The 16,449-nt window shown below is 33.6% G+C and carries 15 protein-coding genes; 13 read left to right on the forward strand and 2 right to left on the reverse strand.

Translation table 11 applies throughout. The annotated features are described in order from the left end of the window. Positions 1-649: 649 nt before the first annotated feature. From Q1X33_RS09695 to Q1X33_RS09720, 6 genes are all read left to right on the forward strand, one after another. On the forward strand, positions 650-1,270 hold the full coding sequence (locus Q1X33_RS09695; protein WP_086295776.1) for a hypothetical protein: 621 nt from the start codon (positions 650-652) through the stop codon (positions 1,268-1,270). Further along, a complete protein-coding gene (locus tag Q1X33_RS09700) occupies positions 1,270-2,472 on the forward strand; it encodes a hypothetical protein (protein WP_301969653.1) in 1,203 nt (400 codons plus the stop codon). The genes Q1X33_RS09695 and Q1X33_RS09700 overlap by 1 nt, the downstream gene beginning before the upstream one ends. Beyond that, complete coding sequence (locus Q1X33_RS09705) at positions 2,459-3,196, forward strand: TatD family hydrolase (RefSeq protein ID WP_197525958.1); 738 nt, start codon at positions 2,459-2,461, stop codon at positions 3,194-3,196. The genes Q1X33_RS09700 and Q1X33_RS09705 overlap by 14 nt, the downstream gene beginning before the upstream one ends. Positions 3,197-3,338: 142 nt before the next feature. Next, on the forward strand, positions 3,339-3,803 hold the full coding sequence (locus Q1X33_RS09710; RefSeq protein ID WP_034869513.1) for a hypothetical protein: 465 nt from the start codon (positions 3,339-3,341) through the stop codon (positions 3,801-3,803). A gap of 94 nt (positions 3,804-3,897) precedes the next feature. Next, a complete protein-coding gene (locus Q1X33_RS09715; protein WP_241761045.1) occupies positions 3,898-4,845 on the forward strand; it encodes a hypothetical protein in 948 nt (315 codons plus the stop codon). 335 nt (positions 4,846-5,180) lie between these two features. Further along, complete coding sequence (locus Q1X33_RS09720; protein ID WP_005231948.1) at positions 5,181-6,737, forward strand: hypothetical protein; 1,557 nt, start codon at positions 5,181-5,183, stop codon at positions 6,735-6,737. A gap of 1,028 nt (positions 6,738-7,765) precedes the next feature. On the opposite strand, the gene Q1X33_RS09725 is transcribed toward Q1X33_RS09720, so the two are convergent. Beyond that, entirely contained in the window at positions 7,766-7,990 is a 225-nt protein-coding gene (locus Q1X33_RS09725) for a helix-turn-helix domain-containing protein (RefSeq protein WP_034869511.1), read from the reverse strand. 77 nt (positions 7,991-8,067) lie between these two features. After that, positions 8,068-8,286, reverse strand: a complete 219-nt coding sequence (locus Q1X33_RS09730; protein ID WP_080650843.1) for a helix-turn-helix domain-containing protein — start codon at positions 8,284-8,286, stop codon at positions 8,068-8,070. Between the two features lie 251 nt (positions 8,287-8,537). Between Q1X33_RS09730 and Q1X33_RS09735 the strand changes: the two genes are divergently transcribed. From Q1X33_RS09735 to Q1X33_RS09765, 7 genes are all read left to right on the forward strand, one after another. Beyond that, positions 8,538-9,845, forward strand: a complete 1,308-nt coding sequence (locus Q1X33_RS09735) for a sugar ABC transporter substrate-binding protein (protein WP_050759625.1) — start codon at positions 8,538-8,540, stop codon at positions 9,843-9,845. A gap of 29 nt (positions 9,846-9,874) precedes the next feature. Further along, positions 9,875-10,744, forward strand: a complete 870-nt coding sequence (locus Q1X33_RS09740) for a carbohydrate ABC transporter permease (protein WP_005230425.1) — start codon at positions 9,875-9,877, stop codon at positions 10,742-10,744. Continuing rightward, on the forward strand, positions 10,734-11,564 hold the full coding sequence (locus Q1X33_RS09745) for a carbohydrate ABC transporter permease (protein ID WP_034869509.1): 831 nt from the start codon (positions 10,734-10,736) through the stop codon (positions 11,562-11,564). Before Q1X33_RS09740 ends, Q1X33_RS09745 begins: the two co-directional genes overlap by 11 nt. A 24-nt stretch (positions 11,565-11,588) precedes the next feature. Next, complete coding sequence (locus Q1X33_RS09750) at positions 11,589-12,200, forward strand: DUF624 domain-containing protein (RefSeq protein ID WP_301969654.1); 612 nt, start codon at positions 11,589-11,591, stop codon at positions 12,198-12,200. Positions 12,201-12,270: 70 nt separating this feature from the next. Then, on the forward strand, positions 12,271-13,581 hold the full coding sequence (locus tag Q1X33_RS09755) for an alpha-glucosidase/alpha-galactosidase (RefSeq protein ID WP_005230428.1): 1,311 nt from the start codon (positions 12,271-12,273) through the stop codon (positions 13,579-13,581). A gap of 927 nt (positions 13,582-14,508) precedes the next feature. Next, positions 14,509-15,501, forward strand: a complete 993-nt coding sequence (locus Q1X33_RS09760) for a sugar ABC transporter permease (RefSeq protein WP_005230430.1) — start codon at positions 14,509-14,511, stop codon at positions 15,499-15,501. Between the two features lie 15 nt (positions 15,502-15,516). Continuing rightward, positions 15,517-16,401, forward strand: a complete 885-nt coding sequence (locus tag Q1X33_RS09765; RefSeq protein WP_005230433.1) for a carbohydrate ABC transporter permease — start codon at positions 15,517-15,519, stop codon at positions 16,399-16,401. Positions 16,402-16,449: the final 48 nt, after the last annotated feature.

Raw genomic sequence — 16,449 nt, forward strand, 5'->3', positions numbered from 1 at the left:
ATTTGGATGGCTTTAAACATGTACCGTGAAAGTAAGATAATTTCAAAAATGCTGACTTGGTTAACAAGGTCTTAAAAAAGCTCGTAAAGTTTCGCAGCTTTCAAAATGCCAATATAGCAACATTTTCAGACGCTTTGCAATTTAGTTTGGTAAATGCTTTTTTGAACTGACAAAAAGCATAATGATCTCAACCTGAAGACTATATAATTAAGAGATAATTGTAGCCAGTTTAGTGAATGACCAAGATATATGAGGAAATTATAGTTTGCATACGCAGTAAATCAATACTCCAAGAAGTCTGGGAAAATATAAATGAGTCAGACCTCGATTATATGACAATTCACGCTGAATGGTGTTACATATAAAGTAAAGATGGGGTAAAAATGCATTAAGAACTGTAATACTGCTCCAAACAAGTTTACTATACTAAAACGCATATTCACATATTCGTAATATATACTTATAGAGTTATTTCGCTAGGATAAGTAGAAAATGGAATAAGACAATGCTATGTATAAATATATATATAAATGAATAAAGTATTATTTTTAACAAAATTTGATTTTTAGGTTATAAGAAATGCCATAACCTTGTATAATTGTTTAAAAGGAAAGCTATTTTCTATACTAAATAAGAACGGAGTGATTTCATGGGAACAAACAAAGCTAGAGTTGATAAATCTATTAGAAAAATTCTCGCAGGAAAGTCTATTGACGAGGCCAAATCGAGTTTGCCACAAATAACTAGTACGATGAAAAGTAATTTTATTGGCAAAGAAGTTTCTGAAGAAACTTATCAGAGTATTGTAGGTGTTGTAGGTGGAAAGCTTTCAAAACTTTATGCATTGGAAGAAGATGAGTGTGAAGAAATAGCACATAATTTGTTAAAAAGAGAACAATGGATAAACGAGGTAATGGAGCTTGTTGAAGATAATCTGAATGTGGAAATGTCTGAAATATTACTAAAATCATTGCGAATAGCTTTAGCAGAAACTATTAATGAAGAAAAAGATGAAAGGTATTTTATAGAGAAATTGTTATACCGAATTGTGTTCCTGTCATTAGAAAATACAATGCAAGGAGCATTAGAAGGTTTAGATGAAGGATTAACTATCCCGCAAATTAGAAAGGAATTCATTGAACCTCTTGCTGATAAGTTATTTGAAGATGATGTGAGAGAAAATATTTCGAACTTGATTGATGGTAAAATAACATTGGCTACAGTAAATGAACAGATTGCTGATAAACTTAAAAATTTTGGTGGTTTCTAATGGAAACAAATTCTTACTTTCAAGATTTTATTGATGAAGCTACAGATTACTATTATATGAGTGAACATGAACGATGTAATGCTTGTGACATAGTTAACGTAATGCTTGCAGCTTTTGATGGAGATATTTCTACAGGTGGAGATTCAAATAATAAAGCCCCTAGAAAAATAGCTGTTTCAGCAAAAGTATATAATATTGAAAGATGGGAAAGTTCAAAGGATCAATTGATTGAACTTCTTAATTGGGTATCTGGAGATCTGTTTAATGTGATGTTTGAAAAAAACACAAAAATATTTAATATCTTACCATTAGAAATTCCTAGTTCTCAAAAAAAGTGTATAACTCTTTTTTCAGGAGGACTAGATTCTCTAGCAGGAGCATATCATAATTTTTCAAGTAATATTCTAAGTGATTACGTGGGATACGTCAATAAGTCAGAAGAGCAAACACACCAAGTATTATTACAATCTTTTTATAATAAGATTTTTTCTGTCCACGGAAGTGAGATTGATATTAGGAATAAATATCAAAAAGCAAAAACGTTTCACTTTCAGTCTACACGATCTTTATTGTATCTTTCATTAGCGATATCGAAAGCAATATCTAACTCTACAAGAGAGATTAGAATGTATGAGAATGGCATACTATCTTTGAATCCAGAATTTGGAAGATTTACTACAAAAACCACTCATCCTAAAACAATATTTCTTTACAATGAACTTCTTACTGCTCTTGGCTATGATATTCGAATTTTAAACAAGTTTGAGTATAAAACTAAAGGAGAAGTTATTGCAAATATGAATTTTGAATTTAAATCACAAATAAAAAATACTTTTACATGTGGTAAAAGCAGAGCTGGAAGACATTACAAACATAAAGGGCAATGTGGTACTTGTATTCCATGTATACTTAGAAAAATATCTTTAGCTTCGCATGATAATGAGACTTTCGATACTGAATATTTTGTTGGGTATGAAAATATCGCTTCTGCGCCAAAGAATTATTTGAAAGATTACAATAACAATGTGGGATATTTTGAAGCATATGTCGAAGCTATTAAAAATGATACAATCTTTGGTGAAATATCTAACAATAAACCGAAATTTCATGAGGATGAAAGTTACTTACAAAAACAAAAAATAATGTTTGATAAATTTGTCGCTGAATACGAAAGGTTTATTGAAAAATATGGGATATATTGATTTGCATGTTCACATTGATTTTTATTCAAAACCATTAGAGTTAGCTAAAGAGTATGAAGAATTGAAGATATACGCTATTTTTGTCACTTACTTGCCGGAAATATTTTTGAAAACTCGATATGAATATGAGAACTATAAGTATGTACGAATGGCATTAGGGTTTCATCCAGATATGGTAGGAGAGTATATTTTTAGTAGGAATGAGTTTGAAAAAGGATTGAAGTATACTAGATATATTGGAGAAGTAGGACTTGATTTTTCTGGATCAAATCAACGATTAAAAAAAGAGCAAGTTGAAATATTTCAACAAATAACTAATCCTAAATACAACAAAGGTAATATTTATTCAATTCATTCTAGAAAAGCAGAAGTGGAAGTTCTTGAGATACTCAAAAAAAATAATGTGAGAAATGCAATTTTTCATTGGTATACTGGTGGAAAAAAAACGTTGAAAGATATTGCTGAATCGGGTTATTTTTTTTCTGTAAATCATAAAATGCTTTCTTCAAAGAATGGGTTGGAAATCATTCAAAGCATTCCGAAATCACAACTATTGTTTGAAACTGATGGACCATTTGCAAGAAAGGATAAAAAGATTGTTTATCCCCGAGACTTAAAAGAAATTTATGATGATTTTGAGAAGGTAATCCCAGGTTTTGAAAAGATAGTTTTTTCTAACTTTAAGAGACTATTGTTTCAGAAGGATATTGATAGAATTAATTGAAATCAGAGTTTAAGACAAGAAGGATCTTAAGAGGTTCTTGAACATGCTATGTTAGAGATTAAGCAACAGTTGAGTGATTACTTTAAAATATGGTGATAAAGTGTGTTGTACTGCGTATATATGTTAGTCGTTGGAGGTTATTATGAAAATATCAGAAATATTCGCTCTAAATAAACAACAACATGAATTAGATTTTATAAACATTGATATAGACAAAGAAATTCCATTATTTTTGGATGCTTATATTTTTTCTGTTAGGGACGATGTCTGGGCTAGGGAATGTAACATTCTAATAGAAGACTTCTTTAGAAAAATTCATGAGTATATTAAATTAGGAAGAAAAAAAGAACTATATAAGTTATGTAGTCCATTAAGTGAACCCAATGAAACATGTCTGGGGAGATCAAAAGGAAAGCCTAGAGGAACATTTCAAAGTACAGAAAAAGTTGTTGAAATTTTTTATAAATTATATGACATTCAGCATCAGCATGGAAATCAGTTTGATGTGATAAAGACTTTGTCTGATATGAAATTTTACATTGAGGATGTCGGGAATGATACTGTTTCTGAATATTATAACGAATTTAATACGGTTTCAATTGCTTGAGTATACTTATGAACAATGCCGTCTACATAATATTCCTACAGAAAAAATGGTATCAAAACCATTTTGGAATGGGATAACATCTAGATGGGAAAAAATGGAAGATATTAATCAATTAATAATTGGAGAAAAAAGAATTTTATTAGTCCCTAAGAATACAGTTTTTTCTGAAGGTGAATATACTTTTGAGAAGGATGTGTTTGTACAACATGACATGCTCAACTTTTTAACCCAACAAGAATTACAAATTCCTAGTAGTTCCTTGATTAAACATAGACAGCCTAAAAAGGATCAAGAAATAGGAGATCCTTACGTGACAAAGAAAAGTATTAGAGAAAGAGATAGAGTTGACAGAAAAGAATTTGTTCTCGAATTTAGTAGTAAGTATCCGGAAATAATGGACGCATTTAAAAAGAAGAAACACTTTAAAAGTTTAGATATAGAAAAACTTTATGAGGTTCAAAATGAGAAGTTAACGGATGATGACTATAATGAATTGATTGATGCGTTTATTTTAACTCTTAAATCTATTCCTAGTGGCAAAAGCAATGCCTATGAATATCATAAGTTTATCTCGGGACTTCTGACTTTTATGTTCTACCCTTCTCTATCCAATCCAAAGGAGGAGACACCTATAGATAGTGATAGAAAAAGGATAGATATATCTTATATAAATACAGCAGAAAAAGGTTTTTTTAAAAACTTGAAATCTGAAATAACCTCTAATTATATATATGTAGAATGCAAAAATTATTCTGGGAAAGTTTCTAATCCTGAATTTGATCAACTTTCGGGAAGGTATAATGAATCATCTAGTAAAGTGGGATTTCTTGTTTGTCGTAAAATATCTGATATTAATAAAGCGTACGAAAGAGTGTCAGCTCAATTTAGAAGAAAAAAAGACCTATCTCTAATTATTACAGATGAGACAATTCATTCAATGTTGAATGCTATGAAGATAAGAGACAATAAATCATTTGTTGACCTCAGCCATGAAAATATATTGTATGACATAAAAAGAAAAATCGAAGTGGAAAAATATTGATTTGAAATATTTGATGTAGAATATTTTAAATACTTATTTTTGGCTCGCACTGATTTTTAAAAAGTTGACACCATTTAATTCCAATTTCTTGAAACTCAATGAAATTTTAGTATGTGAATCACGTTATATTCATTACTATTGTAAGTTTTTAAAACGTTAAACTTTATATATTTTTTTCTTCAGACGATTTGAAATTTAGAGGCTTTTTGTCAATAATGAAAATGAAGAATCAGTTCTGATTCTTCACTCCTATAAATTATAGAGCTGGAAAATGTCTTTTTTTAAAAAGATATAATAATTATTCCGAAATATAAAAAAATAAGGTTGATAAGAATATGGGGAAATATAACAAGAGGAAAGTAAGTCAAGAAATATATGAAATAAGGAAAAAAATAGAAGAAGAATTCTATTCACATGAGTTTTTCTCAATGAATTCTGAACAAGCAGCTGAGTTAATATTTAAAAAATTGGGAACCATTCACAGAATAATTACAGGCCATGAGCATATATTTAAACGACAATTAAATTTAGATTTTCCATTATTTGATATGGCTAGTTTTTTTCAAGAATCATTAAACGAGATATTTAAGGGGTTAATTTTAACATATGAAAAAAAAGAAAGAATAAGCAATTATAAAATAACGGTTGAAGAAATTTTAGACTTAATGTCAATTGGGTACAAAATATCTATTTTTAGGACATATGAATATTTTCATTCTAAAGATGTTGTTAAAGTAACTATCAATAAAAAAAATCGCATGGACTTTAATTATGTCAACGATGAAGTGGTTAAGTATAATATCACTTATGATGTCCTGTTTAGAGACCTAGAGGTATATGGTAATCAAAAAGAAATTGTGAAACGTAATCTGAATAACATTTTTGATGTACTTGATTTTTCTCATAAACAAATGTTTCAAATAAATGTCGATATTGATTTTGGAGATTTCACGTTAAAAGACTATATTGAATTTACTACTATATTAAATAAAATTATCATTAGGGGAACTTATCAGTTTTTTATAGTTGCAAATGAGTATGGATTCGAAAAACATAAATTAAGTGAGTGGGTTAAAAAAATCAGAAAGGAGACTTATCTAAGTTCAAAAAAAATTGAGAAAATTATAACATTTTTAACTTTTGATTTTACAGATAGTCATTCGGATATATCATTATCATATTTTGTATCAGTTGATGGAGAATTAATGGTATTAAATACTTTATTTATGATACAACGATTAGATACTAATATCATTAGACTTCTAAATATAAAAAATAAATCCAAATTTGATAGTGAGCAAAAAAAACTTGAAGAGCATCAAGTTTGTCAAATAATAAATAACTTAGATTCGAGATATTTGATTGAGCGGGGAAAAAAAGCTATTCCTGGAGTTGACTTACTAGTTTATAGCCCTTTTCATAATGAATTACATATTATTGAATTAAAATTTAAGCTGCCAATTGATAGCGCCCAAGAAATTATTAAATTAGATCAACAAAATTTGAAAAAAGCATTAATTCAGAATAAAAAAGCTAAATTTCATATAGATGAAAATTCGGTACTTAGTGAATATTTTGGAGAGAATTTTTTTAATAAAAAACCAAATAGAATTCAATACTTCACGTTAACAAACTATTCTATTGGGATTGGTACTAGTACTGAGCTGCCTTCATCTATATTGTTAATAGATCATTACTTAAGACTCATGAATACTTCAATTGGAAATGTTTTGGTTAACGATGCTCTGAGTAGAAATGATAAAGGGATGCCTAGAAAATTTACGAAAAGATTTTCCAAGATAGAACTTTACGATTACCAATTTGTAATTCCTATGCATGGGGCAGAGTTTAAAAATATTCGGGAATTTATTGATGAATACCATTGTTATTAAAATATATTTAAAGTGAGGATATTTTTATATACTCAGAATCAGGTCCCAAAAAAGCTCGTAAATCATCATAGTTTCAAAATGCTAATATCTATGTATCGACTATTCAAGCATTGTACGATATATTTTTGGTTAAAATAGTTGCTCTCTTACAGTTCTTTGGTACTATGGACTGATCAGTATAATGAATGTAAAACGGGAATATTGGAAATATTAATAGTTCTAGCCATCATATCTATACCTTGTCTTAAATACTATTTTGCTTTATATTTACCTGAGAAATCAAGGTATCAATAATAGAAGGTAGTAGTAGTGATATAGTGAATAATGAAATAAATAAATATTTTTCAATAATAATGTTGCTTATAAGCAATAACACATAATAAAATAAGCACCAAATGATACTCTTATAAGTATCATTTGGTGCTTATTTTTTATTTCGCGGGCCAATGATGAACAATTCTGATTGGGACCCAAGTGATTTTTCATGATCAATCTCATCTAGCATTATTATCTTTTTACACAATAATCTAACTAGAAAACGATGGTTACCTTTTTTCTAGTTATGAAAACTTTCATTTATCCTCAATCGTCAAAATCTCAAGAATATCATCTATATTCAAAGCCTCAGCTATTCGTTCGATGTATTCAATATTGATTCGTTGCCGTTTTCCACTGGATAGTTCACTTAGCTTAGCCGGGCAATATCTATGTCCGCACGCCTAGAAAGCTCTCGTAAAGAAATATTATGTTTTTTCACAAGTTCTTAAATATGGATCACTAACACTTTTTCCTTATACACAAAAATTACCTCTTTATTGATGTTTATGTAAGTATCATAGAGTATAATGTTACCAAATCTGTTGCTTTATTAGCAAACATTATGTGAGTTCTTCCTATTTATCACCTTTAAGCTAAAAACACATCCAGTCATTAATATAAACAGAAAATCCGAGAGAAGAAACTGGTTAATGAGCGTCTACTCATCTCTTATAATGATTTTCAAGCGTTATTACAATGAAATTTCGGTATCAGTGCTCACTGGCTTTATAAGAAGTTCTTACATCAGTCATATTTACCAAATAATCAATACTAGTGTCATAATGGCTTGCTAACTTAATCAACGTTTGAATAGGGATATCCAGCGCACCGTTCTCGTACCGAGAATACGTTGACTGTGAAACATTTAAAAGAGTAGCAATTTGGCGTTGGGTTAAATCGTTGTCTTCTCGCAGATCACGGATTCTCTGAAACATAGTTCTCACCTCGATAACATTCTACTTTATGCGAAAAATGCATATTGACTTCTATGCGTTTTTCGCATAAAATAAGGTTAGTTACGAGGATAAGGCTTTTTGTAATCTGTTAGATTGAGCAAATAATCAACGCTAGTAGAGTAAAAATCTGCTAGTTTTATCAAGGATTGTGTCGGTATGTCTAGCTTCCCTGATTCATATCTAGAGTAAGTAGTTTGGCTAATGTTTAATAATTTAGAAAGTTGTTCTTGATTCAAGTCTTTATCTTCTCGTAAATCACGAATTCTATAATACATAAAATCACCTCACTTATATTTTAGGGGAAGGGATTTATGTTGCGACATTATATGCGATAAGCGCATAAAATAATTTGCTTTTAACAACACACCTTAGACTTTCCTAAAAGAACCAATAATAAAACTACAATCGTAGTAAACGAAAGGGGGAAAATTACTACAAGTTTACTACTTTATTTTCAGACCAAGTGTATTAAAAAGTTTTAGCTTTTAGTTGATTTTTAACCAAGCAATTATAAGGAGGAATTTATGTGAGAAAAAGATTGTGTTTGCTAGGGGTAGTTTGTTTTGTCAGTATCCTGTTTCTATCTGCTTGTTCCAATGAATCAAATCATGGTGAGTCTAGTAGCAATGATGGGAAAGTTTCGCTAACCATGACAGCCTGGGGAAATCCCGCAGAACAAGAAGTATATCAGCGAGCGATTGATGCCTATATGAAACAAAATGAAAACGTATCCATCGAACTTATTCCTGCTCCTGGTGATACGTATGCGCAGCAATTACTCACGCAGTTGCAAGGAAGTCAAGCTCCTGACTTATTTTATGTAGGGGAGGTACAAATGGCGCAACTGATTGCGACGGGACGATTGATTGAATTAACAGATTTCTTGGAATCAGAGGATAGCTACGTCAAAGTTGATGACTTTGCCTCAGGAATTTGGGGCCCTGCTCGAAGAGGAGAGCAGATCTATGGTGTTTCTGTCGATTCCAATCCGATGTTGTTATATTACAACAAAAAAGTGCTAGAAGAAGCAGGACTTGATCCTAACGAACCGCAAAAATTATATGAATCTGGAAATTGGACTTGGGATAATTTCCAAAAGATAAATGAGACGGTCACTGCTAATGGAAAATATGGTCATGTCCTAGAAAATGGTGCACATCACTACTTCAGTTGGTTGTGGTCAAATGGGGGAGAAATGTATGGGGACGATGGTTCGTTTATTTTACCTGAAAATGAACGAGGAATAGAAACCTTTGCTTATTTGACGAAAAATGTAGTTGAGGGGAATTTTACCTATGCCGGGGCTTTGCCAGAGGGGCAAGGTGGGGATGCCATGTTTATGTCCAACCAAACAGCCTTTGTGTCAGCGGGGCGGTGGTTTACACCAATGTTCAGCGAAAATGAGGCATTAGAGTTTGATTACATTCCATATCCTACTAATACAGGTGAACAAATCGAGCCTAGCTTTATTGCAACCGCGTATTTAGCAGTAGGTGATCATTCAAAAAATAAGGAAGAAGCGTTGCGCTTTCTATCCTATTATACTTCGGAGCAAGGACAACGGGATCGATTAGAAGATGAGGGGAATGCTGTTCCTTCTGTGACGACAGCAGATGACATCATTGAAAATGCCACGATACCTGAGCATGCCAACTATTTAATCGATGCCAGAGATATCGGTAAAGTAGAAGATAAACAGGCATTGGTTCCAGGACTAAGTGATCAATTAGAAAGTATTCTTGATCTACTCTTCTTAGGGCAGTTAGATCTTGATGAAGCTGTAGTACGCTTGGAAAACACAGCCAATGAATTGATCGAAGCCAATCAACCGTAGCAATACTTATTATATGAGGAGGTGGTAGGATGAGGAAAAGCACAACAAAATGGGCCTGGTTATTTCTAACGCCACAATTAGTGGGGCTCATCATTTTTTCTCTGATTCCAGTGGCAATAGCAATTGGCTTGAGCTTCATGTCATGGGATGGGTTTGGTGCTCGGACGTTTGTAGGGATTCAGAATTATGTCAATCAATTTGCCAATCCTGATTTTTGGACAGCAACATACAATACGTTACTCTATACCTTATTCACTGTTCCGATCGGTCTGTGTCTGGCGCTGGTATTAGCGGTCGTTTTGAATAAACGTACGGGAAAAAATGTGTATCGATTGTTCTTCTTCATGCCGGTTGTGACAAGCTCAGTCTCTGTGTCCGTCATGTGGATGTGGATTTTAAATGGTGATATTGGGATATTGAATCAGGTATTAGGGATGATCGGTATCCAAGGACCTAATTGGTTGACGGATACTCGGATCGTGATGCTGTCTATCGCTATGTTAAGTATCTGGTGGCAGCTAGGTTACAATATGGTGATTTTTTTAGCAGGTATTCAAAATATCTCCAAATCCTATTATGAAGCAGCAGAAATGGATGGTGCCAGTAAGTTGCAGCAATTTTTTAAAATCACTTTACCGATGCTTTCACCAACCACATTCTTTCTATCCATTATGGCGATTATTAGTTCGTTTCAAGTGTTTGACCAAGCATTTGTTCTTACTCGAGGTGGTCCGGGGAAAGCCAGTTATACACTTGTCTATCACATTTATCAGCAGGCCTTTATTGATTTTCGCTTTGGGTCAAGTGCAGCAGGCGCGGTTATCCTGTTTGTCGCGATTTTGGTTCTTACATTGATTCAATTTTATGCGCAAAAAAGGTGGGTTCATTATGAAGAATAAGAAAATTAGCGTAGGCATATTGTGCTTACACGGATTACTAGCAATCGGTTCTTTTTTGATGGTCTTTCCTTTTCTCTGGACGATCGGCAGTTCCTTAAAAAATATGACACAGATTTTTGCAATACCACCTGTTTGGTTCCCGAATCCGATTGTTTGGCAAAATTACCTCGATTCATTGCAAGCGATGCCTTTTGGTCGCGCCTATTGGAACAGCTTCTACATTACGATCATCGTCGTTGTTAGTCAGCTTTTCACTGGATCGATGGCTGCTTATGCTTTTGCAAAGTTGAAATTTAAGGGCTCCGAGGCTCTGTTTCTGCTATTTTTAGCGACAATGATGATTCCTAAGCAAGTCACCATGATTCCATTGTATTTGATTATGGACAAGTTAGGTTGGTTAAACACGCATTTGCCATTGATCATTCCTGGTGCTCTATTTAACGCGTTTGCAGTTTTTTTATTGAGACAATTTATTCGAGGAATCCCCAAAGAATTAGAAGAGGCGGCAGTGATGGATGGTGCGAGCATCCCGCGTATTTATTGGAGTGTCATATTACCATTGATCAAACCGGCGCTTGCAGCCATGACGATCTTTATCTTTATGGGCACGTACAATAACTTCATGGATGCATTGATTTATCTTTCAACGCCTGAAAAATTCACGGTTCCTTTGTTGCTAAATAACTTTAAAGGACTCTATGTGACAAATTGGTCTTACATGATGGCAGGTGCCACGATTTCGGTAATTCCAATTATTCTGGTCTATTTGTTTGCCCAACGCTATATTATCGAAGGAATCACATTGACAGGGATCAAGTGATAGATAAAAAAGGATGATTAGTAAATGAAAATCAATCAACTGGCACAGTATTTAGAGTGGATAATGAAATTTGCGTACCTCAACATTATCTGGCTAGGGTTTACCCTTTTAGGGGGTGGTCTCTTTGGATTTTTTCCAGCTACGATGACTAGCTTCATTCTGTTAAAGCGCTTCGTCGTTGAGGGTGAAACCGAATGGACAGCGCAGGACTTCTTTAGTTGCTATAAAAAAGTATTTTTTCGTAGTAATAAGTTAGGATGCATCTGTTGGTTGATTCTCGGTAGCTTAGGGATCAATTTTCACATAGTTTTAACCTCCGAAGAGCCGCTGTTTATCGGTCTACGCATTCCCATACTATTAGCGATTATTGGTACTTTATCCATGCTTGTCTATGTGTTTCCTATCAGTGTTTATTGGGGAAGATCGATGTATCAGACCTTTTTTTCGGCAGGATGCTTTGCACTAGCATTTCCAGTTCAAACAGCTAAGGTCTTGGCTTTTCTTATTCTCATAGCGTGTATAGGGTTTCTTTTTCCGATGTTTCTGTTGTTCTTTTCTGGAAGTGTATCAATGTATCTAGTGCTGAAAAATTATGTCTTGTTACAGAAGAAAATAGACAAACAATCGATGGAGTAAATGTTGCCAATAGGAAAATAGAAGATGGATTTTTCGAGAAAATATGAAAGAGATTGAGAGGAGCAAGTATATGGTTAAAATTACATTTATTGGTGCAGGAAGTACGATATTTGCAAAAAATGTGTTGGGGGATGCGATGCTGACCCCAAGTTTATCTGAGGCTGATATTGCATTATACGATATCAATGAACAGCGACTTAGAGAATCAGAGCTAATGTTGAGAACGATCAATAAAAATGCCAATCATGATCGGGCAAAAATCCGAACCTATCAGAATCGCAAAGAAGCTTTAACAGGCGCAGATTTTGTCATCAATGCAATCCAAGTAGGCGGCTACCAGCCATCTACAGTGATTGATTTTGAGATTCCCAAAAAATACGGTCTAAGACAAACCATTGGTGATACCATGGGGATCGGTGGGATTTTCCGCACCCTACGGACATTGCCAGTGATGCTAGAGTTTGCAAGAGAAATGGAGGAGGTCTGCCCTCAAGCTTGGTTATTAAATTACACCAATCCAATGGCGATGTTGACGATGGGGATTTTGAAAGGAACGAAGATTAAAACTGTTGGACTCTGTCATAGTGTGCAAGTTTGTGTGTCAGAGTTGTTTAAACAACTGGGGATTTCAGAACAATATAATGCTGACGAATTTCAGTGGAAGATCGCTGGGATCAACCATATGGCTTTTTTACTGGAATTGACAAAAGACGGGAAAGATTTTTATCCAAAAATCAGAGAACTAGCAGCAGCAAAATCACATCCCCATCAAGATTCGGTGCGTTTTGAATTGATGAAACGTTTTGGCTATTACATTACAGAATCTAGTGAGCACAATGCGGAGTATCATCCTTACTTTATTAAAAAATTGTACCCAGAATTAATCGATAGTTTCGATATTCCACTAGATGAGTATCTACGCCGCTGTGAAAATCAAATTAGTGACTGGAATCAGATGAGGGAAAGTATTGTTATGAATGGGGAATTAACCCATACTCGCAGTAATGAATATGCGTCATACATTATGGATTCAATTGTAACTGGTACTCCTTCTGTTATCGCAGGGAATGTTTTGAATAAAGGCCTCATAACCAATCTTCCTGAAGACTGCTGTGTCGAAGTTCCCTGTTTAGTGGACAAGAACGGCGTTCAACCAACCTATGTAGGGCAACTGCCTACTCAGTTAGCAGCGTTAAATCGAACAAACATCAACGTACAAGAATTAACAGTCGAAGCTGCATTGACGTTGAATCGTTCGAAAATCTATCAAGCAGCTTACCTAGATCCGCATCTTTCTTCGGAACTCTCGTTAGAAGCAATTACTTGCCTAGTAGACGAATTAATTGAAGCCCATGCAGGTTATTTGCCAGAGTACAAATAGAAAAAGTTCGGCTTTAGTCTATTGTTATGGTGCTGGAAGTTTATAAAAAGAAGCGAACTCAAAAATTGTAAAATAATTTTTGGGTTTCACTTCTTTTTTGTTGTTATATTAGGAGTTATGGCACAAAGATGTTCACTTTGTTGATGAAATTTTTTGTCCTTACGTAGAAAATGATCCAACACGAAAAGTTCGTTCAATAGAAGACTTGAGAAAATTTAGACTGAATCTTTTTTTATTACAAATCTGAAATGATACGAAAACAAGTACTTCGTTATCTAATCACAGATCATTCATATGCAAAAGTATTATGTGGCTGAATGTTGAGATTGACTAAGTATGGGACTGCTTTAGGAGGAAAGCGCAAGCGTCTCTATAGAAAACTTGATTATTTGAAAGAAAAGCTTTGTATTGATTTGGAGTAAATTCACAATTTTTTTGAATATCTTTAGTTTACCGAGATTCCCCTAAAAAGCTCATCTAACAGCTCTTAACCTTATATACATTTACAAATTTAACTCTTATCTTTTCGCTTTTAGTTAGTTAAAAAGCAAAAAATAAATGTGAATCCGAGCTATTTTTAAATAACTAACCAGATAATCTTCCGATTGGAACAGTTAAATAGTGAATAATTGTTAAAAAGAGATTAGGGAATGCAAGTTGTGATAAGCAGATTCATAAAAGAAGAATGCTAGAAAAGTAGAGAAAAAATAGGATTAATGAAATAATCGAGATTCTTATTTTTTAACAATTTTCGAAAACCATAAATGAATTGAAGGAAGCTTTGTGTGGGTGAAAGAATAATTACAAAAAAATATTGACTTAAAAAAATGGCTATGGTAATCTATAAACGAAAATATCGGAAACGTTTCCAAAAGGCTTCTTCGTTAAATTTTTATTTTTTTAAACAAAAATGGAAACGTTTCTAAAATGTATTGGGAGGAGATTGAATTGGAAAAGACATTGGGACCAGGTGGTGAGATAAGTGCGGTACAACGGGATAAAAAAAATATCTCGAAGTGGAAAAAATTAAAGAAACAGTTGCGGCGTGATAAGTGGATGTACTTGTTGCTCTTACCAGGTATCATCATGACGTTTATCTTTAAGTATGTGCCAATGTACGGTGCTGTGATTGCATTTAAAGACTATAATCCTATGCTAGGAATTTTGGAAAGTCCTTGGGTAGGACTAGATCACTTTAGGGAATTTATCAGTTCACCAAATTTTACACTTTTGCTGAGCAACACATTAAAAATTAGCATTTATGGTTTATTGTTAGGTTTTTTTCCACCAATTATTTTAGCACTGAGCTTGAATCAAATTATCAATAAAAAAATAAAACAGAAAATCCAGTTGATTCTATATGCGCCGAATTTTATCTCAGTAGTTATTATCGTGGGTATGCTGTTTTTGTTCCTATCCGCAAATGGACCTATTAATGGGTTAGTAGAAAAGGTTACGGGGCAACCAATTATGTTCATGTCTAATCCAGCTTATTTCAGAACGATTTATATTTTATCTGGAATTTGGCAAGGAATCGGCTGGTCATCCATTCTTTACACCGCAACACTGGCGGGAGTCAGTACCGATTTATATGAAGCAGCAAATATCGATGGGGCAAATATTTTACAAAAGATTTGGCATATCGATTTGCCTGCATTGAGGCCTGTGATGGTGATCAGCTTCATCTTGGCCGCCGGCGGTATTATGAATGTAGGATATGAAAAAGCCTACTTGATGCAAACTTCAATGAACATCCCTGCCTCAGAAATCATTTCCACTTATGTATACAAAGTCGGCTTGCAATCAGGTGATTATGCCTACTCTGCTGCTGTTGGTCTGTTCAATATGATTATTAATGTCGTTTTATTACTGATTGTCAACAATATAACCAAGCGGCTAAACGATGGTCAAGGCTTGTAATGAAAGGAGAAAATTATGAATAGTGCTTTATCAAAAATCGACCGTCAAATCTTATGGTTGAACCGAGTGATTGTAACATTTTTAGTCGTTATCACCATTGTTCCGCTGATTTATGTACTGGTAGCTTCTTTTATGGACCCAGCTACTTTGATCAATAAAGGTATAAGCTTCAATCCGAAAGATTGGACAATACAAGGATATCAGCGGGTATTTGCAGATGATTCCATTTTACGCGGTTTTGTAAATTCGTTGTTTTACTCTTTTAGCTTCAGCTTATTGACTGTATTTATTACGATGATCACTGCGTATCCTTTGTCTCGACCTAACTTGGCTGGGAAAAAGATTATTATGACTTTTTTTGTCATTACAATGTTCGTGGGTGGCGGCTTGATACCTACCTATTTATTGGTAAAGAACTTGGGCATGTTAGATAGTGTATGGGCGATTATCGTACCAGGTGCTATAAATGTGTGGAATATTATCTTAGCGCGTACCTATTTTAGTGCTTTGCCAAAAGAACTTTCTGAAGCTGCTACTATCGATGGGGCCAATGACTTGCAAATACTGTTCAAAGTCATGCTTCCATTAGCTAAACCAATTATGTTCGTGTTGTTTCTATATGCCTTTGTTGGACAATGGAATTCATACTTTGACGCCATGATCTATATCAAAGATCCCGACTTACAGCCGTTGCAACTTGTATTAAGAAATATTTTGATCCAAAACCAACCCTCACAAGATATGGTGGGAGCCAATACAGCCATGGCAGAAATGAAACAAATTGCTGAGTTGATTAAATACGCAACGATCGTCATTTCTAGTCTGCCATTAATCATAATGTATCCTTTCTTCCAAAAATATTTTGATAAAGGTGTTTTAGTTGGTTCTGTTAAAGGATAAGTATTGTTCACTATTTGTATGAATAAAAATTATAAAGGAGATTTTAAG

It is taken from the genome of Enterococcus sp. B2E4, assembly GCF_030499455.1.
In the GTDB taxonomy this organism is placed as follows: domain Bacteria; phylum Bacillota; class Bacilli; order Lactobacillales; family Enterococcaceae; genus Enterococcus_D; species Enterococcus_D casseliflavus.

Bases quoted from the DNA above. Each gene is read 5' to 3' on its own strand.
- Q1X33_RS09700 (WP_301969653.1), top strand. From the start codon at position 1,270: ATGGAAACAAATTCTTACTTTCAAGATTTTATTGATGAAGCTACAGAT.
- Q1X33_RS09695 (WP_086295776.1), top strand. From the start codon at position 650: ATGGGAACAAACAAAGCTAGAGTTGATAAATCTATTAGAAAAATTCTC.
- Q1X33_RS09705 (WP_197525958.1), top strand. From the start codon at position 2,459: ATGGGATATATTGATTTGCATGTTCACATTGATTTTTATTCAAAACCA.
- Q1X33_RS09730 (WP_080650843.1), bottom strand. From the start codon at position 8,286: ATGTATTATAGAATTCGTGATTTACGAGAAGATAAAGACTTGAATCAA.
- Q1X33_RS09710 (WP_034869513.1), top strand. From the start codon at position 3,339: ATGAAAATATCAGAAATATTCGCTCTAAATAAACAACAACATGAATTA.
- Q1X33_RS09745 (WP_034869509.1), top strand. From the start codon at position 10,734: ATGAAGAATAAGAAAATTAGCGTAGGCATATTGTGCTTACACGGATTA.
- Q1X33_RS09720 (WP_005231948.1), top strand. From the start codon at position 5,181: ATGGGGAAATATAACAAGAGGAAAGTAAGTCAAGAAATATATGAAATA.
- Q1X33_RS09755 (WP_005230428.1), top strand. From the start codon at position 12,271: ATGGTTAAAATTACATTTATTGGTGCAGGAAGTACGATATTTGCAAAA.
- Q1X33_RS09760 (WP_005230430.1), top strand. From the start codon at position 14,509: ATGTATTGGGAGGAGATTGAATTGGAAAAGACATTGGGACCAGGTGGT.
- Q1X33_RS09725 (WP_034869511.1), bottom strand. From the start codon at position 7,990: ATGTTTCAGAGAATCCGTGATCTGCGAGAAGACAACGATTTAACCCAA.
- Q1X33_RS09765 (WP_005230433.1), top strand. From the start codon at position 15,517: ATGAATAGTGCTTTATCAAAAATCGACCGTCAAATCTTATGGTTGAAC.
- Q1X33_RS09740 (WP_005230425.1), top strand. From the start codon at position 9,875: ATGAGGAAAAGCACAACAAAATGGGCCTGGTTATTTCTAACGCCACAA.
- Q1X33_RS09715 (WP_241761045.1), top strand. From the start codon at position 3,898: ATGGAAGATATTAATCAATTAATAATTGGAGAAAAAAGAATTTTATTA.
- Q1X33_RS09750 (WP_301969654.1), top strand. From the start codon at position 11,589: ATGAAAATCAATCAACTGGCACAGTATTTAGAGTGGATAATGAAATTT.